The 19,779-nt window shown below is 33.5% G+C and carries 10 protein-coding genes; 4 read left to right on the forward strand and 6 right to left on the reverse strand.

The annotated features are described in order from the left end of the window. Positions 1 to 1,710, reverse strand: coding sequence for a PAS domain-containing sensor histidine kinase (locus A4F88_RS20050; RefSeq protein ID WP_068844540.1), 1,710 nt, complete (start codon positions 1,708 to 1,710; stop codon positions 1 to 3). 168 nt (positions 1,711 to 1,878) lie between these two features. Between A4F88_RS20050 and typA the strand changes: the two genes are divergently transcribed. Continuing rightward, positions 1,879 to 3,675: a translational GTPase TypA gene (gene typA / locus A4F88_RS20055; protein WP_068844541.1), complete on the forward strand. Its 1,797-nt coding sequence runs from the start codon at positions 1,879 to 1,881 to the stop codon at positions 3,673 to 3,675. Positions 3,676 to 3,776: 101 nt separating this feature from the next. Here the strand turns inward: typA and A4F88_RS20060 are convergent, their stop codons facing one another. The 4 genes from A4F88_RS20060 to A4F88_RS20075 all read right to left on the reverse strand — a co-directional run bounded on the left by A4F88_RS20060 (position 3,777) and on the right by A4F88_RS20075 (position 12,562). Continuing rightward, complete coding sequence (locus A4F88_RS20060; RefSeq protein ID WP_068844542.1) at positions 3,777 to 8,279, reverse strand: T9SS type B sorting domain-containing protein; 4,503 nt, start codon at positions 8,277 to 8,279, stop codon at positions 3,777 to 3,779. Between the two features lie 176 nt (positions 8,280 to 8,455). After that, complete coding sequence (locus tag A4F88_RS20065) at positions 8,456 to 10,774, reverse strand: T9SS type B sorting domain-containing protein (protein WP_245179180.1); 2,319 nt, start codon at positions 10,772 to 10,774, stop codon at positions 8,456 to 8,458. A 51-nt stretch (positions 10,775 to 10,825) separates the two neighbouring features. After that, a complete protein-coding gene (locus A4F88_RS20070; protein WP_068844544.1) occupies positions 10,826 to 11,662 on the reverse strand; it encodes an ABC transporter permease in 837 nt (278 codons plus the stop codon). 3 nt (positions 11,663 to 11,665) lie between these two features. Continuing rightward, on the reverse strand, positions 11,666 to 12,562 hold the full coding sequence (locus A4F88_RS20075) for an ABC transporter ATP-binding protein (RefSeq protein WP_068844545.1): 897 nt from the start codon (positions 12,560 to 12,562) through the stop codon (positions 11,666 to 11,668). A gap of 96 nt (positions 12,563 to 12,658) precedes the next feature. On the opposite strand from A4F88_RS20075, the gene A4F88_RS20080 reads away from it, so the two are divergent. Continuing rightward, positions 12,659 to 13,711 carry a hypothetical protein gene (locus A4F88_RS20080; protein WP_068844546.1) on the forward strand — a complete coding sequence of 351 codons (1,053 nt, stop codon included), beginning with the start codon at positions 12,659 to 12,661 and terminating at the stop codon, positions 13,709 to 13,711. A 94-nt stretch (positions 13,712 to 13,805) separates the two neighbouring features. Further along, the gene (locus A4F88_RS20085) at positions 13,806 to 14,669 is read left to right on the forward strand and encodes an SdiA-regulated domain-containing protein (RefSeq protein WP_068844656.1); all 864 of its coding nucleotides are present in this window, start codon (positions 13,806 to 13,808) and stop codon (positions 14,667 to 14,669) included. A gap of 131 nt (positions 14,670 to 14,800) precedes the next feature. On the opposite strand, the gene A4F88_RS20090 is transcribed toward A4F88_RS20085, so the two are convergent. Further along, on the reverse strand, positions 14,801 to 18,535 hold the full coding sequence (locus A4F88_RS20090; protein WP_068844547.1) for a metallophosphoesterase: 3,735 nt from the start codon (positions 18,533 to 18,535) through the stop codon (positions 14,801 to 14,803). Positions 18,536 to 18,561: 26 nt separating this feature from the next. Between A4F88_RS20090 and A4F88_RS20095 the strand changes: the two genes are divergently transcribed. Then, positions 18,562 to 19,740 carry a Pycsar system effector family protein gene (locus tag A4F88_RS20095; protein WP_068844548.1) on the forward strand — a complete coding sequence of 393 codons (1,179 nt, stop codon included), beginning with the start codon at positions 18,562 to 18,564 and terminating at the stop codon, positions 19,738 to 19,740. The last annotated feature ends 39 nt before the right edge of the window (positions 19,741 to 19,779 follow it).

A 19,779-nucleotide genomic window follows, 5' to 3' on the forward strand; every position in this document is an offset into this window, starting at 1 on the left:
TTAATTTTTAAATGTTATTGTAAATGTAGTTCCTTTATTAACTTCGCTTTCGATACTAATTGTTCCTCCCATGGTTTCTACTTGTGATTTTACCAGATATAATCCCAGTCCTTTGCTGTCCGGGTAATTGTGAAATCTTTGGTATAGTCCAAAAACTTTATCACGGTTTCTTTCTAAATCAATCCCGATTCCGTTGTCTTTAAAGGTTAAAATGGCTTTATGATCTATTTGTTCTGCAATAATAGATATTTTTAATTTTCTATTTTCAGATTTGTATTTTATAGAGTTGGTGAGCAGATTAAGTAAAATGCTTTCTATGTATGCTTTATTGGTGTTTAGTAAAGGAACCTTGTCAAATTTTAATTTGATGATAGGTTTGTGTAATTCGATTTGAAAGGAAAGTTGGTTAAATACGTTCTCGAATACTTCTTGTAAAGAAACCTCTTCTTTTTGCATTGAAGGATTGTCTTTTATGATGATGACTTTTACTAAGTCATTTATGGTTTCATTTAGTAAATGCGTAGATTTGGTAAACCCGTTTAGGATTTCTTCCAGTTCCGGATTGTCGATCGGAATATCGTCAATAAGATTTAAAAGTCCGATTAAATTGGATAATGGTGCACGTAAGTTGTGCGAAGTGATATATGAGAATTGTTTTAAGTCTTTGTTGTTTTGTGTTAATTCGCGAATTAAATGCTCTTTTTCTGTTTCTAATTTCTTTTCGTCAGTAATGTCTCTTTGTATTGAAATCCAGTGGGTAATGACTCCTTCGCTGTTGAAGATTGGAATCATGGAAAATCTAACCCAATATTCCTCATTTTGTTTAGTGTAGGTTATAGTTTCGATCAGGCACTCTTCTTCATTTTTTATTGCTCTTAATAGTTTTTTAAGTTCTTCTGAGTCTGATTTTGGCCCTTTGAAAATATTTGGTGATTTTCCGATTATCTCATTTGACATATAACCTGACATTTGGGAGAATGCAGGATTAACATATACTATTTTTGGAATTCTACGATTTGCAGAATTGGCTTCTGTAATTAAAATAGAATCTTTAGATTGTGTGATTACCGTTTCTAAAAGTTTTAGACGTTGCTCTTCTTCTTTTTGTTTGGTAATGTCCTGAATGGCTCCAATCATTCTAATGGCTCTTCCGTTTTCGTCCTTTAATAAAAAACCACGGTCTAAAACATATTTATAGGTTCCGTTGGCACACCTGAAACGGTATTGATCCTGCCATTTTTCGGTTTTTTGCTCAATAAATGAATATAATTTAATAGACATTCTGATGCTGTCTTCGGGATGAATTTTGTCAAACCACCATTTTGAGGTCTTGCCTACTTCTGAAGGATTGTAGCCAAAAACACTTTCGATTCCTTTGTTCCAGTTTATGCTGTCTTCCTGAATTTTCCAGTCCCAAATTGTGTCGCTGGTTGCTTTTGCAACAATGTCATATTTTTCGTTAGATTCTTTAATTTCTTCGTTTGTCTCTTTTAATTTTTTGAAAACGGCTACGTTTCTTTTTTCGTTTTTAGAGAGTATGTATTTGAAAAATAGGGCAGTAGTGAAAATGAAAAAAATGTCTTTTAGAAAGAAAATAAAAAAATACTCGGTCTTTGAAAAGTGGGTAATAAGCAACTTGTGGCAAACAATTGCCACAAATAACGATATGATAATGTAAACCAGAGTAATTTGTAGAGTTTTGCTTTTCATTACTCAAATATAGTTAAATTAACTATAATTAAACAATAAGAAAAGTTCATTTTACACTTAAATTTACGTTCTCTTTAATGAACTAATTACTTGTCTATACGCAAACTATCACAGAAACGTTTTTTATATCAAAATAAAGTGTACCTTTGCACCCATTAAAAATCTCAGATGGAATCTATTAGAAATATTGCAATTATTGCCCACGTCGATCACGGTAAAACCACTTTGGTTGATAAAATTATGTATCACTGTCAATTATTTCGTGACAACGAAAATACAGGTGATTTAATTCTTGATAATAACGATTTAGAGCGTGAAAGAGGTATTACTATTACTTCTAAAAACGTATCAGTTCAATACAAAGGAACAAAAATCAATATTATCGACACTCCTGGTCACGCCGATTTTGGAGGTGAAGTAGAACGTGTATTGAACATGGCCGATGGTGTATGTTTGCTAGTGGATGCTTTTGAAGGGCCAATGCCACAAACGCGTTTTGTATTACAAAAAGCTATCGACTTAGGTCTTAAGCCATGTGTAGTTATCAATAAGGTAGATAAAGAAAACTGTACTCCTGAAGAAGTTCATGAAAAAGTTTTTGACTTAATGTTTGAATTAGGTGCTCAAGAATGGCAGTTGGATTTCCCAACCGTTTATGGTTCAGCTAAAAACAACTGGATGTCTGATCATTGGGAAAACGTAACTGATAATGTTGAGGCATTATTGGATATGGTTGTTGAAAATGTACCTGCTCCTAAAGTTTCTGAAGGAACACCACAAATGTTAATTACATCTTTAGATTTCTCTGCTTTTACAGGTCGTATTGCTATTGGTCGTCTTGAAAGAGGAGTTCTTAAAGAAGGAATGCCAATCTCATTAGTAAAAAGAGATGGTACTGTATCTAAATCTCGTATCAAAGAACTTCATACTTTTGAAGGGCTTGGTCGTAAAAAAGTAGAACAAGTTATTGCCGGAGATATTTGTGCAATCATTGGAGTTGAAGGTTTTGAAATTGGTGATACTATTGCTGATTTTGAAAATCCGGAAGGTCTAAAAACGATTGATATCGACGAACCTACTATGAGTATGTTGTTTACAATCAATGACTCTCCTTTCTTTGGTAAAGAGGGTAAATTTGTAACTTCTCGTCATATTAGAGAAAGATTAACAAAAGAATTAGAGAAAAACTTAGCAATGAAGTTAGGTGAAACTGATTCTGCAGATAAATTCATGGTTTTTGGTCGTGGAGTACTTCACTTATCTGTTCTTATTGAAACAATGAGAAGAGAAGGGTACGAGTTACAAATTGGTCAGCCACAAGTTATCATCAAAGAAATTGATGGTAAAAAATGTGAGCCAATTGAGGAATTAACAATCGATTTACCAGAATCACTTTCAGGTAGAGCAGTAGAGTTTGTTTCTTTCCGTAAAGGAGAAATGTTGAGTATGGAAACTAAGGGTGAGCGTATGATCATTAAATTTAATATTCCATCACGTGGAATTATTGGTTTAAGAAATCAATTGCTTACTGCTACAGCTGGTGAGGCTATTATGGCACACCGTTTTATTGGGTATGAGCCTTACAAAGGAGAAATTGCCGGACGTAACAAAGGTTCATTAATTTCTATGGAAAAAGGAAAAGCTATTCCTTATTCTATCGATAAATTACAAGATCGTGGTAAGTTTTTTGTTGAACCAAATGCTGAAATTTACGAAGGTCAGGTAATTGGTGAAAACTCTCGTGGTGATGATATGTGTGTAAACGTAACAAAAGAGAAAAAACAATCTAACGTTCGTTCTTCTGGAAATGATGATAAAGCCAGAATTATTCCACCAATTATTTTCTCTCTTGAAGAAGCTTTAGAATACATTCAAAAAGATGAATATGTAGAGGTTACTCCAAAATCTATTCGTTTAAGAAAGATTTACTTAACTGAAACAGATAGAAAAAGATTTAAAATCTAATTCGTTTTAAGTTTCAATATAAAAAATCCCAAATTCCAATTAAGGAGTTTGGGATTCTTTTTTGCTGTCTTTTTAAGTTTAGTGTTTGAGTTTTGATGAAGTTATCTTTTCAGGCTAAAATGACCTTTTGTTTCACGACCATCTTCCAGTTTCAAAGTATACCAATAGTCATCTGCGGGCATTGGACTGCCTGCATATGTTCCGTCCCATCCATTGCCTGATGTTGTAATTTGCTTGATTAGTTTGCCATATCGGTCAAAAATAAGAATTTTGCCTCCTGAATTAAAAGTATCATTTGCTCCCTGTATGTTCCAATAGTCATTATAACCATCATTATTGGGTGTGAAAAATTTAGGAATTCCGAGTACTGCTATAGTTTTGGAAATTGTTCCGCAACCATTTTTATCATGAATATAAAGCTCATGAATGCCGGAACGAACATTATCAAAGAAATTAGATTGCTGAAAAGGGCCATTAGACTCATCAATACTGTATTCATAATCTCCAGCACCGGAAACGTTTGCCTGAACAGTGTTGTAATCTGATAAGTCTGAGATAGAAACAGAATCCAGATGTGCAATATCTGAGGCAATTACAGAAATAGTCCGGGTTCTGCTGCAACTATTTTCGTCTTTAGTAAAGACTTCTACAGTGTATTTCCCTTCTTCATTTACATCTAAGGTTTCACTTGTCTCTCCGGGAATTACACTTCCGTCTTTTGACCAGATATAGGTGTAAGTATTTGGAGTGATATTACCTATAATTCCTGCATCGAGCTGTATAAAAAAAGAAGGTAAATTTGAGCATACTAATTTGTCTGCAATTTGATTTGTGTTGGTATCAATATCAGGTTTTGGATTTACTTTAAGACTTATATATGCTCCTAATCCAAAACAGGAATTGTCCAGATTGCTATCAACACGTACCCAAATTTCTTGCTGATTAGGTATTGTATTTCTGTAATTTGCAGGATTTGTAATGGCATTGGTTTCTGCGAAAGCATCAATTTCAGTAGCATAATATTTTATAGTATAATTTGCTCCAGAAGAAGGGAGCATGCCCTGAATATCGTTTGTTGCACTACTAAAATCAAAAGTTGCAATTCCGTCTTTGTCATTATTGTTGGTATCAATAAAATCGTCACAAACGCTAAATGATCTTTTAAAATTTGGATCAATTTGCGTTGTTGATACTATCAGATTCAATTGAGCGACAGAAAAACATCCATTTGAATTCTCTACTCTTGCCCAAATATTTTTATTGCTACTGCTTGAAAACGAAAGAGGATTTGAAATTAATACAGCAGGATCTTTTACGTTTGCTCCTGCCAAAGTAGTATAATAAGTAAATATTTCGCTGGTTGAATTGGCAGAAATAAAACTGTTTTTCTCGGTTACATTAAAATTAGAAATCCCATCAGTATCATCATCACATTGCACTAGTGTAATTGGAGAGTTTAAAACAGGTAAAGTAAAAAGACTTAGTTTTACAACGTTAGAAGAGATTAATCCGCAGGCATTGTTGTTTCGGTTTAATTGAACACGATACAGGTAACCATTCATTGCAATGTTTGCTTTTTGGATCGTTATAGATGCAGTATTTGTTCCTGAATAAGTTGTATTATTAGTCAATGTATTCCATGTCTTTCCGTTATCAGTAGAAAGCTGCCATTGAAAAGTATCAGCATCTGATGTGATGCTGAAAATCGCCTTTTGTGATTCACAAACTGCTTGATTTTCGGGTTGTTTAGTGGTTAAAATTGGCGCAGCAAAATGAATGTAATTCATGTTAGGAGTTGTATAGCCATCGGTTCCACTTGTCACCACTCCTCGGGGGGTTACAATAACAGGTATATTCCCTAACTGACCATCAAAATTTGGATCTGTAAATCCAGCTTCTATAACATCATTGCAACCGTCGTTGTCACTATCAATTTCCGTATGGTTTTTTATACCATCACCATCAGAATCTGAAACGGTATAGTTTAAGATACCACTATCAGGGCTTGTTTCTAAAGAATCTGCTAATCCATTAATCCCAAAAGCATTTCCATCAATAATTCCGTCTTTGTTAACATCCGGAGCATTACTTCCTGATTCTGTTAAATCATATATACCATCATTGTCACTGTCTAAGTCAAGATAGTTTGGAATACCATCATTATCCGTATCAATTGGTGGTGCAGAAGGCGTAAAAATATCGTCCATTCCATCCAGATTAGTGTCGGTGTTAGATAAGGCTATTGGTTTTAATTGCGATTCAATTATATCCGGTATGCCGTCATTGTCTGAGTCTAAGTCTAACTGATCAGGAATTCCGTCACCATCAGTATCTTTGGGTACACAAGTGGCGGTAAGTTTAAATGTTGATTTATTATCTGCAGTATCTAATAGATTTTTATGTGTGATTTTTAATGACTGAGTTTGATAAGACTGAAACTTAAATGTACCTGTTCCGGCAGGCAAAGGAACACTTCCGTTTAATCGGAAACGAATTTCGAAAGAAGAGAACTGCGTAACACCACTTTCGTAAATTCCGTCATAATTGGTGTCAATTAATAATTGATTATCGGGATTGAGAACCGTTATGGTCTTGTCAACATCTGAGTTGATTATGTACTCAGAATCTGAGTTTAATAAATCAGTTGTATTTGCAGTCGCAACATATTCTAATCTAAGATTTATTGGTTTTGCAAAATTCAGCGTATAGCTTACAGAAGAACTTTTTCCGGCTAAAACTTCAGTAACAAAACTGCCATCTGCATTTCCGGCAAAAGGAGCTATGGCGGGAGGTGTTGTATTAGTAATAGTACCTGAAAATGAATTGGAATAAGTTCCAACTGTTACTGTACCTGTATTTGGATTCGAGGTATTTATTGCCATATCTCCATAAGATTCCGTACAGTTTGTTATACCATCGTTATCATAATCAATGTCTATATTATCGTTTACTAAATCATTATCGAGATTAATTGGGCATAAGCTTACCGGAATCTTGTCTGAGAAAATATTAGTCAAACAGCCTGAAATACTTCCTCTTACCTGATAAAAACCTGGTTGGGTAGGAGTGTAATTATTTTTGGTTTCACCTGGAATGATTACATCGTCTTTATACCATTGAAAAGTATCATAAGATGATAAAGAATTGATCTTTAGTGATACATTTGGAATGCATGCTGAAGCTGTTAATGCGATTTTACCACTTACAATCTCCGGTTTTAGGTCAAAACCTGAATAATAACCGCCATAAGTTGCGGCTCCATTAGTTCCAAAATATGAAACATATACCTGTTTTGTTGATTTGATTGCTATATTTCCGGATAAAGCTTCCACGTTATAACGCACAAATGCTGTTGTTCCATCAATTGCAACGGGAGATGCCTTAATAGCGCTGTTATTTAATAAGACTGTAGCACCTGTTTCAGTCACAATGTTTAGAACTCCATTAAAAGTATTATTGCCAATAGATTGAATTTGAGGAATGTTGTCTACTGTATTTGGTGTAGCACAATTTATAGGCGGGACAAAAAATAAATTTTGGTTAGCAGGACTTTCGCTTCCTCCAATACTTTGATAAGCAAATACATTAGCAGATGTTTTTACGTATAAACTTCCATTATTAAACAGACTTCCATCTATAGCTATATATTCGCCAATATTGAGTGTTTTGTATGGAGTAGCAGAACCATTAAGAAAAATTTCAGTGTTATTATAATGTGCAACTAGCAAAACACGTTCTAATTCATCTGTTCCAAGACCTCTAATGAAAATGTATTCTTTTCCTGTTTTTTCTAATGAAACAATTTGATCAAAACCCACATCTCTTCCCACAGGGCTTAAAGTACCATTTTGAGCTTGCCCTAATAATATACTGTTGCTTCCTCCAAACGAACCAGAATTAACTACCACAGGTTTATCAGAGACAACCAATGCTCCAATCATTTTAGAACTATTGGATACACTTGTAATATTATTATAGTTTTTTAAAGCGAGAACATAACTTTCGTTTTTGTTTAGGGTTACCGTTATTGGCCCGGAAATAATAGTTCCATCTAAAAGCTGTGTTCCGTTTTGAATATCTGATAGGGTTACTTTAGTTCCGTTTTCTGTAGCCATGATCGAAGCAAAATTCAATAATGTTGTATCAAAAAGCGGGTTTAACATTGCTCCTAATCTAAAAGTAGTGCCCAGCGCGCTGTTTCCTTTAGATACTAATCCTCCGGCATGGTTATAGCCGCCTTGCTCGTTTCGGCCGGCATTGACTCTGGCGCTTACATAAATTAAGTCTTCAGCTTCAATAATATATCCGCGATTGGCTACAACTCCCAGACTATTCAGAGGTGTAAATAATTGTGTATTAAGACCTGTTCCAATATAATACCGATAAGGATTGGTGTTGTTTACAGTTCCTGTAATTACACTTCCGCCATTGGCAATGATTTTAAAATTGACATTGGCGACATTTGGAGTTGAGATGTACAGATACTGATCTTCGGCAAATCCGGCAACTGAAACTAATGGGGGGATATAATGTGTTTTGCTAAACTGCGAAAAACAATTTACTGTGCAAAACAGTAATAATATAAAATGTAATACTTTTTTCATTGGCTTGGTTAGTAGCTTTTTAATGAATTGAAACGCTCAAGCCAAAATAGGTTTTATTTTAGTTTTTTTTTGTAATAATAAGTTTTTTTTCTTCTTAAAGGAGAAAAATTGAATTTTGAACTCTAAAATTTATCGAAAAATAGCAATAGATATTTAGTGTTTGTGCTTTAAACAAACTATCTTTTTAAACTGAAATGACCTTTAATAATTTTGCCATCTACAAAGTTTATCGTAAACCAATAATCATCAGAAGGTAATTGCTGATTATTAAATAATCCGTTCCAGCCTGTACTGTTTTGATCCATTTGTTTTAATAATTTTCCGTAACGGTCAAAAATGAATACTTTAAAATCGGGCAAGTGATCAGCATTTTTTATAACCCATAAATCATTATATCCATCTCCATTTGGAGTAAAAAATCTAGGATAATCTGCAATATAAACCGAAAAAGAGTTAGATAATCCGCAACCATTTTTATCGAGAGCAATAGCAGTATAAATTCCCGGGTTTACACCATTAAATAAAGGTTCATCCTGATAAACAGTACCATCTAATGAAAATTCATAATTACCAACTCCTGTATATTTAATTAAAACCGAATTTTCATCGCCAGAGAAATCATTTATAACAGCATCTGTTATTACAGCAGGTTCTGATAAAATCACTTTATATTTTTTAGTTTTTTGGCAACCATTTGTATCCGTTACCAATACTGAATAATCACCGGGAGTATTGACTGTTATAGCATTATCTGTACTTCCTGCATCCCATAAATATTTATCATAACCAGAAGCTACACTTAAAATAATCTCATCATTTTTACACAAATATCTTGTTTCGTCTTCAAAATTTGGCGGATCAAAAGTGTTTACTTTTAATGTAATTGGGGTAATATCATAACAATCCGGTCCGTTTGTAGCTTTTACGTAAATAATCTGGTTAAACGGAGTTGTATTTTTAAAAATATTTGACAGAGGATTAGCATCATTAAGAGCATCATCACTACTTAGATAATAGCTAAAGGTCAGACTACCTGGTAAACCTGCAGCAACTTGTGGTGTAACTTGTGCACTTAGGTCAAATTGATATAAACCATCCTGAATATTATCTCCATCACAAGTAACAATGGGATTTTGATCCGGAATTACGGTATTTGAAATTTGCAATGTTACCTGGGCAATTTTAAAACATCCATATTGATTTTCGAGCCTGGCATAAACAAGCTGACCTGAGGTTTTGTTTGTGTATTTTTCAGGAGTTAAAATAGGATTTGTTTTTGCCTGAGCATCAGCCAATGATTCGTAGTAGCCTTTGTTTAAAATTGTCGTGACATTGTTTTTGATAAGATTATCTACTTTTGTTAAATTAAAAACAGAAATCCCGTCAGTATCGTTATCACATTGTAATATGGTAGTGTCAGTCGAGAGAATTTTAGGAGCATATTCAATTTTAATCATTCCAATAGCCACACAAGTGGTGCCTGCCAAAGTGGCTTCGACGCGATAATCTCCAGCTGATTGAACGGTATAACTGGATCCGGTTTCTAAAGGAATAATTTCAGTATAAGTATTAGAAGCATCCTTTTTTAACCATTTAAAAGTGTATTTTGTATTATCAAGATGAGTATCTAAAGTTATATTTTCTCCAAAACATGCGGGATTATTGGTTGCAATTGTTTTATCAGCTCCAAAATTAATTGTCGAAGTAAAACTTCCTGCTTCTATAAAAACAGCAGAATTATACTGTCCTGTTGGATCATCGGCAATAACAAGTTTTAAATGATAGGTTTTATTTGGTACCACATCAGTATGAGCGTTCATTACGACAGTTTGTCCGGCATAATTTATCGGACTTGTGCTATTGTTGTATCCATTAAAGAAATTCTCATTTGAAGCCTCACATCCTGCATAGGTGGTTCCGTTTGCAAAAACCGGATTAATTTTGGTATGAACGGTAGTAGAAGAAACCGGTGTTGTAGTATTGGGTAAAACGGCGAGATTTTTATAAGGATCAGTCGTATTGGCTTCTTTTATTAAAAAAGCAAATCCGTCAGAATACACACATGGGTAATAGGTTTGATATTCATTAGAAGCAAAAACATAATTAAAACTTATAGAATTTGTTAATGCTACGAAGTCAAATTCTAAAACCGTAGCCTGTCTGCTCACAGGATTGTTTAATGCTTTATTTAAGTCAGCATCACCCGGCCAGTTACTACTTGTATTGCCTATTGAGTTTGCCTGAATAAAAGGACCAGCTGCATATTTACTGGGAGATGTGCTCAATACAATCCCGTCAGAAAATGGAAAACTGCCGCCTCCTGAATTAAAATAAGCATAACTTTGTCCTGAGCTGCCAGGATTTCCGGATGCATTAACAGTCTCGATATTGATACACGAACTGTTTATTAAAATGTTTTTTACTAATTCTTCGGGTGTTTTTGTAGCATCTACAACAATATTCTGTGCTTTTAGTCCAAGTGAAAAAAAGCACATGAATACAGTAATTAAAGAGACTTTAAAATAATTCATAGTATCACAAATATACTACAAATCTCTTTTTTCTAATAGCTTGTAAGAAAAGTATATGAATAAAAATGTCCAGGCTAAAACGATTAGAATACTAAAAGGATGTACACCGTAATCTTTAACGTTTTGTACTCCCATTTGGTTACCAATGCTTTTTATAACTGATAATCTTGTAAAAGGTTCTACAATTAAGTTACTCATTGATTCTAATGGAAGAAACTGCGTAAAGTATTTATCGTTATCACTATTTGGAAAAATGGTAAATGCAAAAAGCAATTTTAAAAGCGACTCAATAAACAACCATACTAAAAGAAAACCTAAAGCAAAAGCAGAACGTTTTATTAAAATTCCTAAGAATAAACAGAAAGAGAAGAATCCAACCAATTTGACAAAGAAAGCTAAGAGATAACTTAATTCCGAAAAGATAATTCCAAATTCAGTATAAGATGAAAAGAATAATCCGAGAATTAAACTCATGACAAAAACAAAAATAGTAGAGCATAAAGAAAAAAGGACTACTGTTAAGAACTTGGATAAAATAAATTCTTTTTTGCTCAATCCATCAATTAGATTTTGTTTTAAAGTGCCATAACTGTACTCATTTGCCATCATAGAAACAATGACAATAGCGAGGAAAAATTTCAGCAAACTGGCAATATACGTGTTGAAATGCCAGATATAAGGAAAGTTAAAAATGCCCATTTCGGCAAAATGAATTTTAACCATTCCAAACTCAAATTTGATTGAAGCAATCAGGGCAATAAAAGAAAGTAAAATAAAATAAGTTAAGGTTAATATACGACTGGCTTTGTTTTTCCAGATTTTTTGTAATTCTATAGAGACAAGTCTTTTCATGGTTTAGCGATTTTTGGTTAATTCTAAAAATTGGGCTTCTAAACTGTTTTTACGTTTAACCAAATGGGTCAGTGTAATGTTTTTAGAAAATAAAAACTGATTTAGCTCTGATGCAGATAAATCAGATGTCAGATAAACCAAAATTTTTCCTTCTTCTTCCACCACTTTTTCAACAGCAGAATGCGAACTCAGAATGTTTTTTAGCGAAAGAACATCATCTGCCATCACTTCAAAAAAGCTGTGATTAGCAGACATTCCATCAACAGAACCTGAATATAAAATTTCACCTTTTCGTAAAACAATTACATGCGAACATACTTTTTCGACTTCATCCAATAAATGCGAAGCCAGTAAAATAGTAGTTCCCTGAGAAGCAATTTTTTTAATAATATCACGAATCTGGTGAATTCCCTGCGGATCTAAACCATTGGTTGGCTCATCTAAAATTAGAATTTCAGGGTCATTTAGTAAGGCCGAAGCAATTGCTAAACGCTGTTTCATACCTAAAGAAAAAGTACTGAATTTGCTGTCTTTTCTTTCGGTCAAACCTACTAAATCCAGTTTTTCATTGATTTTAGCATAGTTGATGCTTTTTATTTTGCAAACCAATTTCAGATTTTCTTCTGCAGTCATGTATGGATAAAAGTTGGGTCTTTCTATAATAGCGCCAACTTTTTTTAAGGCTTCGTGTGTTTGTATTTGTCCTCCAAACCAGCTGTAACTTCCGGATGTACGATTTACAACATTTAATACAATACCTAAAGTGGTCGATTTTCCACTTCCGTTTGGTCCTAAGATGCCATAAACACGGCCTTTTTGGATTTCAAAAGATACATTTTTCAACGCCTGAATGCGCCCGTATCTTTTGTGAAGATTTTCAATAGTAAGAATGGTTTCCAAATTCGTTCTGGTTTTAGTTTTTAGTATGACGATTCAACTTTAATATTGTTACGCTAAATTTTATTTAATGTAAATTTGTAATAAAGATATTCAAAAATGAGCGAACCTTTAATGGTTTTAAAAAAACCATCTTATCCTTTAATGCAATCTCTTTTAAGTTATTTAGAACGATACGAACGAATTTCGAAAGTATCTGTATTCTATGATGACTTATTGCGTTTTTCCGGTTCTGTCAATGTTTATGATAAAAATGAAACAGACACTTTATGGATTCGTGTGTATTACAGCGAATTTGAGAGATATGAAATTGATCTAAACCTGAAAAAAATATATTCACTTTTGCACTCTGATGGAAATAGTGAGATTATTCAGTTCCTGAATGTTGACGCAATTGACTATTGCACGTTTGGAAATTCAAAACCGTTTCGAATTAAAGTCCGAAATATTCTTAATGACAACTATGTTCATTTTTATATTAAAAAAGCAGATGCATCAAGAATTTACGGATTAGAATTAGAAGATATTCTCTCGCCGGATAAAATCAACTTTCTGGTTTATAAAGATACTTTGATCGAAGAGCATATTATCGGAATTCCGGGTGATGTTTTTATGGATACTTTACTCGATAAATGTACCGAAATGGAGAAAGCACAGATCGCCAAAGAGTTTGTTAAGTTTAACGAACGTTGTATGATCAGGCTTTTGGGAGACATGAGAGCCTATAATTATGTTATTGTTCCCATTCACGATTTTGATCAGGTAGTCTATAAAATTCGTCCAATCGATTTTGATCAGCAATGTTATGAAGGAAATTTTAAAGTATATCGTCCACAGTTTTTCAAAGAAAACTATCCGATGATTCAGCTTATAAAAGAGAAACTGGAAGAGCGCTCTATTATTCAGTATAAAGATGAAGAAAGAGCAATTTTGGCAAAACGTATACATTCTGCCGAAACCAGAGTTAAAAAGTTACTGAATATTATGTGCCACGATACAATTTCGACAGAGGAACATTTGAATCAGCTCAAAATGGAATTGTACCGATATACTAATGACATGAAATTTAAAAATGCCAGATCAATGGGACACATCATGCATGCCGCTTTCGAATTTATTACCCGTAATTTTAAAAATACTAATTTAGTTTAAAAAGGTTTTCAGCCTATAAGTTATATAAGTTCATTAAAATGAAACTTCTTACATGAGCTTAACTTACAGAATTGAAAAGAAAAAATATAATCTTATGAAAAAATCTTTTTTAGTAATCGTTTCTATAGTTCTATTAGCTTGTCAGCAGCAATCAAATGCCAATTTTAAAACGCTTTATTCGCTGCCGAAAAAATTAAAAGAAGTTTCAGGAATTACCTATTTCCCGGAAACCAATATGATCTATACTTTGGAAGACAGTGGAAATAAAAATGCAATTTATGCTTTAAACGCTAAAGGTAAAATTGCCAAAACTATTACCATTACAAATGCTACCAATGTGGATTGGGAAGATATTACAAAAGATAAAAATGAAAATATCTATATTGGAGATTTTGGAAATAATGATAATGAACGCAAGGATCTGTGTATTTATAAAATCGCCAAAAATCAATTGAATAAAGATCAGGCTGTTGCCGAATATAAAATCTCATTTTCATATCCGGAACAAACAGAATTTCCGCCAAAGAAAAAAGAACTGTTTTATGATGTAGAAAGTTTCTTTGAGCTGAATGGTTATTTTTATCTTTTTACGAAAAACCGCAGTAAAGGTTTTGACGGAACAGCGTTTATCTACAAAATTAAAAATGCAGCCGGTACTCAAAAAGCGGTTAGAATAGGAGAGTTTAAAACCTGTGATAATTACAATCATTGTGTTTTGACAAGTGCCACAATTAGCCCCGACGGAAAAAAAGTAGTACTGTTAAGTCACGATAAAATTGTTGTGTTTAAAGGCTATAAAGGAGATTTATTTCATAAAGGTTCACAAAGCGAAATAAGTCTGAATCATTTCTCACAAAAAGAAGCTATTGTTTTTAAAGACAATAATACTTTACTAATTGCAGACGAAAAGTCAAATAAAATAGGAGGAAACGTTTATGAGTTTGCTCTAAGTCGCTAAGAATTTAAAATACTGAGATGCTAAGAAAAGATTAGCCACGAATTCACAAATTATTTTTAAATTAAAATTCGTGAATTCGTGGCTAAAAAACTTAGAACCTTAGCACCTCAGTACCTTAGTATCTTAAAAAATTAAAAACTATAAGCCGCTCCAAAAATAACCCTTCCAACTTCGTCAGGAGATTTAAAATAAGAAATTCTGGCAGTTAGCACATTAATCGCATTTAGCCAAAGTCCGCCGCCGTAATCGTGATGCCATTTTTTAGAATCTTCTCCGTCAAGCCAGATTCTTCCGTAATCAAAACCACCAAGAATTCCATAAGTTAAAGGAGCAATAGTACGCTGGATTTTACCAAGGCTTAAACGTAAATCTGAGCTTTGAGAAAAATACGAATTACCTAAAAAACGCTCATTTCTAAAACCACGCAAATCAGTATCGCCACCCAGAGCAGCACCCTGATAAAACTGATAGTTATTGTTTAAGATTGTTTTACCTTTAAAGTAAGTCGCCAAAACCAATTTTCCATTGTGATCAATTTTATGCGTAAAACCTAATATACTTTCCAGTGTTGGAAAATTCTGTTTTGTCTCGTCTAAATTTGCAGTCCAGGTTCCCGCAATCATAAAATACATTCCTAAAGTTGGTTTTGCTGCAAAATCAGAATTTCTAAAAGAATATTTTAATTTTAAACCTCCAAAATTTTGAGTAGCAAAAACATCAGGATTTATAATATTGGGAATATTAATGAATCGGTTTTCAGTTTCCTCTACTGTCATCCTTTGAAAAATAGGTTGTAAACTAAACTCGCTTCCGTATCGTCCAACATGTCTGATAGCACCGGAAACATTAAATTTTCGAATACGAACACGATTATAATCCATACCAAATTCATCATCATTATTTTTAGTTTCATTTCCGTAACCAAAATAATTCATAGCAAAATTAGGAGTAGTATATTGCGATTCAACATCTATAACCCATTTACCCAATAAACCCGGAAAATGAGCGGCATAATTAAACTCTAAACCGCCTGTAGCAAAGTAATAAAAAGCATTTAAAACATGTCGCTGTGTATAAGGGTTTTGTTTAAAATTGTTTACAGTGTAATTTAAGTTAACACCAAGTTTTACACCATCATCCGGATTGTAACCAATATTTGGAAGGCCGGAAACCACATTATATTTTGGTTTTTCGTAATTGTATAAATTCACATCATAATCATCCGTGAGTTGTGTTTGTGTTTTTGAATCTAAGTTATACGTATTTTCCTTTGATTTAAAATCGTACACAATCACCTTTCTTCCGTTTTCGATATTATAAGTATCATTATTCTGACCACCAATTAAACGAATTTTAATTTTAGATCTCTGCTCTCCTTTCACCTCAAAAACATCATTATCATCCAAACCGTAAATCCACAAATTTCTGGTTTTTGCATCGCTTATATTTTTAGTATAAATCAATTCATCGCCTTCCTTTTTTATTCGGAAAACCTGAAGTTCAATGCCTTTTTTATGATTGTGATTCAGCACAAATTTGTCTTTTTTGTCTGTTCCGGCAATCATAATCGTTTTACTTAAAACATCAGAATAACGTATGGCATATTTTTGAAGTTCTCTTTTTCTGCTTTTTAACTTTCTTTTGATTTCTTCAATAGTTTGATCCTGAACTTCTTTAGGCAGACTTTTAAAAGCTGCATCAATATCACTGTCAGACAAATTTTCCTGAATAAATTTAGCCTGCTCAACCCAGTCTTTCTCTTCGGCAGTTTTTAAAAAGGCCAAATCCATTGGATAAGGTTCCCTGTTAAGCCATTTTACATTGTCGATTTTATCCTTAAAAGTACGCATATGTCGCAGCGCCGGAATATTCATTAAAATAGAAAGCAGCGTTCCGTCATATTTTACAAATGCCTGATCTCTGTCTCTCGGAATCGGTTTGTAAATGACCTTACCATCTTTTTTATATTCCGCCCAGCGCCATTGGTCACTATGTCTGTCCCAGTCGCCAATTAACATATCAAATAAACGTGCTTTGATATACTCTTTTTCGTCAACTACATATTTTTCATCCTTATGAAGATTCTTCATCATATCGTCCGTACCAATTATGTTGCCCGGATTTCCAAAGTTTTTACCATCAAGATGATTGTCTGCAGGTCTTTCTTCAACCATATATAACTGATCGCCAAAACTTGCATTAAACTCGCCCAAACCATTTTGTCTCGGGATATAATATAAAATCGGATTAGTATGAGCGATTCCTAATTTATCAGCCAGATTTCCAACTGCAAAAGGAGCATAAGGATGAGAGGTAGTGTAAAAATCAAACAAGAAGTTTTCGGCATACGTTTTTTCAAAATCATTTACAACATACTGATCTTTAAAAGCTACCGATTGCAAAAATACCGTTGCGCTTTTTTTCATGGCACGCATTACATATTCGCGGCCTTTAGGATCAGACATTCTTAAAGAAACAGACTGATGACCTCCGCCTTCGCGAATAGGTTTTAAACCGCCCATTAAGGTGTCTACAGTTGCTACTTTTACCTCGATTGGCATGCTGTAATATTTTCTGTAATGTTGCCCGAAAAGAAATTTATGAAACCAACTTTTATCCGTCATTTTTTCTGAATAGATAGAAGTTGTAATTTTTGATGGAAAGTTATTCGGAATATCCGCCGCCCAATTGATTTCTTTGGCTTTTATAATTTCACGTTCAAAAAGCAATTTTTCTTTATTGTTTTCATTTCCAAAAAAAGAAACTTTGGCATCACCGCTTTTAAACAAAGTCAGTGTAACATAACCATTCCCTCCATATGAAAAATCAAATGTATTTATAGCTCTGGCGGCTTCAGATTTTGATCCCGCACCACTGATAATCTGCTGAATATTTTCTTTACTTATATACTGCAAATTGTGATCGTGTCCGGAAACTACAATTACATTTTTCTGCTTTTGCAAAAGCGTCTTAATTCTTTTTGCATAAATGGTATACTGCTTATTTTGAAGATCCTGCGGACTCACACCAGATGTTTTTCGCAACAAATTAATAAAAGACCCAACTACCGGAAGTGGGATTTTTTTCTCTAAAGGAAATAACTGTTTTTCCAGAGAAAATTGTCCGCCATGTGTTCCATTGCTTAATAAGGGATGGTGAATGGCCAAAACCACCGTTTTTTCCTGATTTTTATTTAAGATACTTTCCAGTTCCTCAAAAAAATCTTCTCTGGTTTTAATGTCGCAATTATCATTTATTGTGGGATGATTGTCCCAGTCTTCCAGAAACCATTCGCTGTCAATTGTAACCAGAGTAGTGGTACTGTCAATTTTTACATCTTCGATCGCACAGGATTTTCTTGGCAGAAAAGCTTTTTTATCATTCAGGTTTTTAGTCACGAAGTCAGCCTGACGTTCAAGGCCTTTGATACCGCTGTACCAATCGTGATTTCCCGGAATAAAAATTGTTTTTCCTTTAAAACCTTTGGCTAATTTTAATTGATTTGTAAGTTTTGTTTCTGCCAAAGCAACATCTTCTGCATTTTTATCAGCAGGAAAACCTTTAGGATAAATATTATCACCCAGAAAAAGTAAGGTCGATTTTTTGTTCGCTTTTTTTAGCTTTTGGTGTAAAAGTTCGAGTGTTTGCTGTGCCTGTTCTTCATCGGCATTTCCGGCATCGCCAACAAGATAAAAAGTATGGGCAATTTTTATGGTGTCTGTTGCGTTTTGTGTTTCGTTGGCACTAACATTTTTTCCATATTGCGGCTTATGAGTAGCACAGGAATTGATGAGCAGTATAGTCGTTATTGCTAAGCAACAGTTTTTAATCTTGGCAATAAAATGATTATCCAAAAACAATTTCATAATTTAGTGGTATAAAAATATTCTTTATGAATCTAATAGAACAATCCGAGGATTTCGTCAGTAATTTACTCAAAGATAAACTTTCTAGTTTATATTCTTACCATAATTTTAACCATACTTTAACCGTAGTTACTGCGGTCAAAGAGCTGTGTAAAAAAGAAGAGGTAAGTGGCGATGATAAGCAGGCACTTTTGGTTGCAGCCTGGTTTCACGATACCGGATATGTTGAAGGTTATGAAAACCATGAAAAAACAAGCGTAAAAATTGCTGCTGATTTTTTAAGAAAAAAAGACCAGTCAGAAGAGTTTATTGCAGAAGTTTCGAATTTGATTTTGGCTACAGCCAAAGAATACGAGCCTAAAACGCATTTGGAAAAAATTATAAAAGATGCAGATTATGCACATTTGATGGGAACAGAATATGTTACAACCTGCGAATTACTGCGTCTTGAACTCAAAAATACCGGAATTGCTGCGTTTTCTAATGCCGAATGGACAAAAGAGAATCTGAATTTTTTATTGAACAAACATCGATTTTATACTGATTATGCTTTAAAAAAATGGCAGCCATTAAAAGAAAAAAACCTCCTTTTGATTCAGAAAAAAATCAACAAACAAGAATTGAAAGCTGCTGAAGCCATAGAAAAAGAAAATAAAAAGAACGAAAAAATCGAAAAACCGGATCGAGGTGTTGATACATTATTTCGTGTTACACTTGGAAATCACACTCGTTTAAGCGGAATTGCCGATAGTAAAGCGAATATTTTATTGTCTGTAAATGCTATTATTATTTCGATTGCATTGTCTTCGATTATTCCAAAACTCGACAGTCCAAAAAATGCACATTTGGTCATTCCAACTTTTATTATGCTAATGTCAAGCGTGATTACCATAATTTTTGCTATCCTTTCTACACGTCCAAAAGTTACTTCGGGAGTTTTTACAAGAGAAGATATTGAGAACAAAAAGATTAATTTATTGTTTTTTGGAAATTTCTATAAAATGCCTTTAGAAGAATACGATTGGGCCATGAACGAAATGATGAAAGACCGCGATTATCTGTATTCGAATATGATTAAAGATTTGTATTATCTGGGATTGGTTTTGCAGCGAAAATACAATTTACTACGAATAGCGTATAACTTTTTTATGGTGGGAATTATTATTACCGTAATTGCATTTGTTATAGCATTTAAATCGATTTAATCCCTATCTGTTGAAATACATTTAGTTTAAAAAAAAGCT

It is taken from the genome of Flavobacterium chilense (genome assembly GCF_001602525.1).
In the GTDB taxonomy this organism is placed as follows: Bacteria; Bacteroidota; Bacteroidia; order Flavobacteriales; family Flavobacteriaceae; genus Flavobacterium; species Flavobacterium chilense.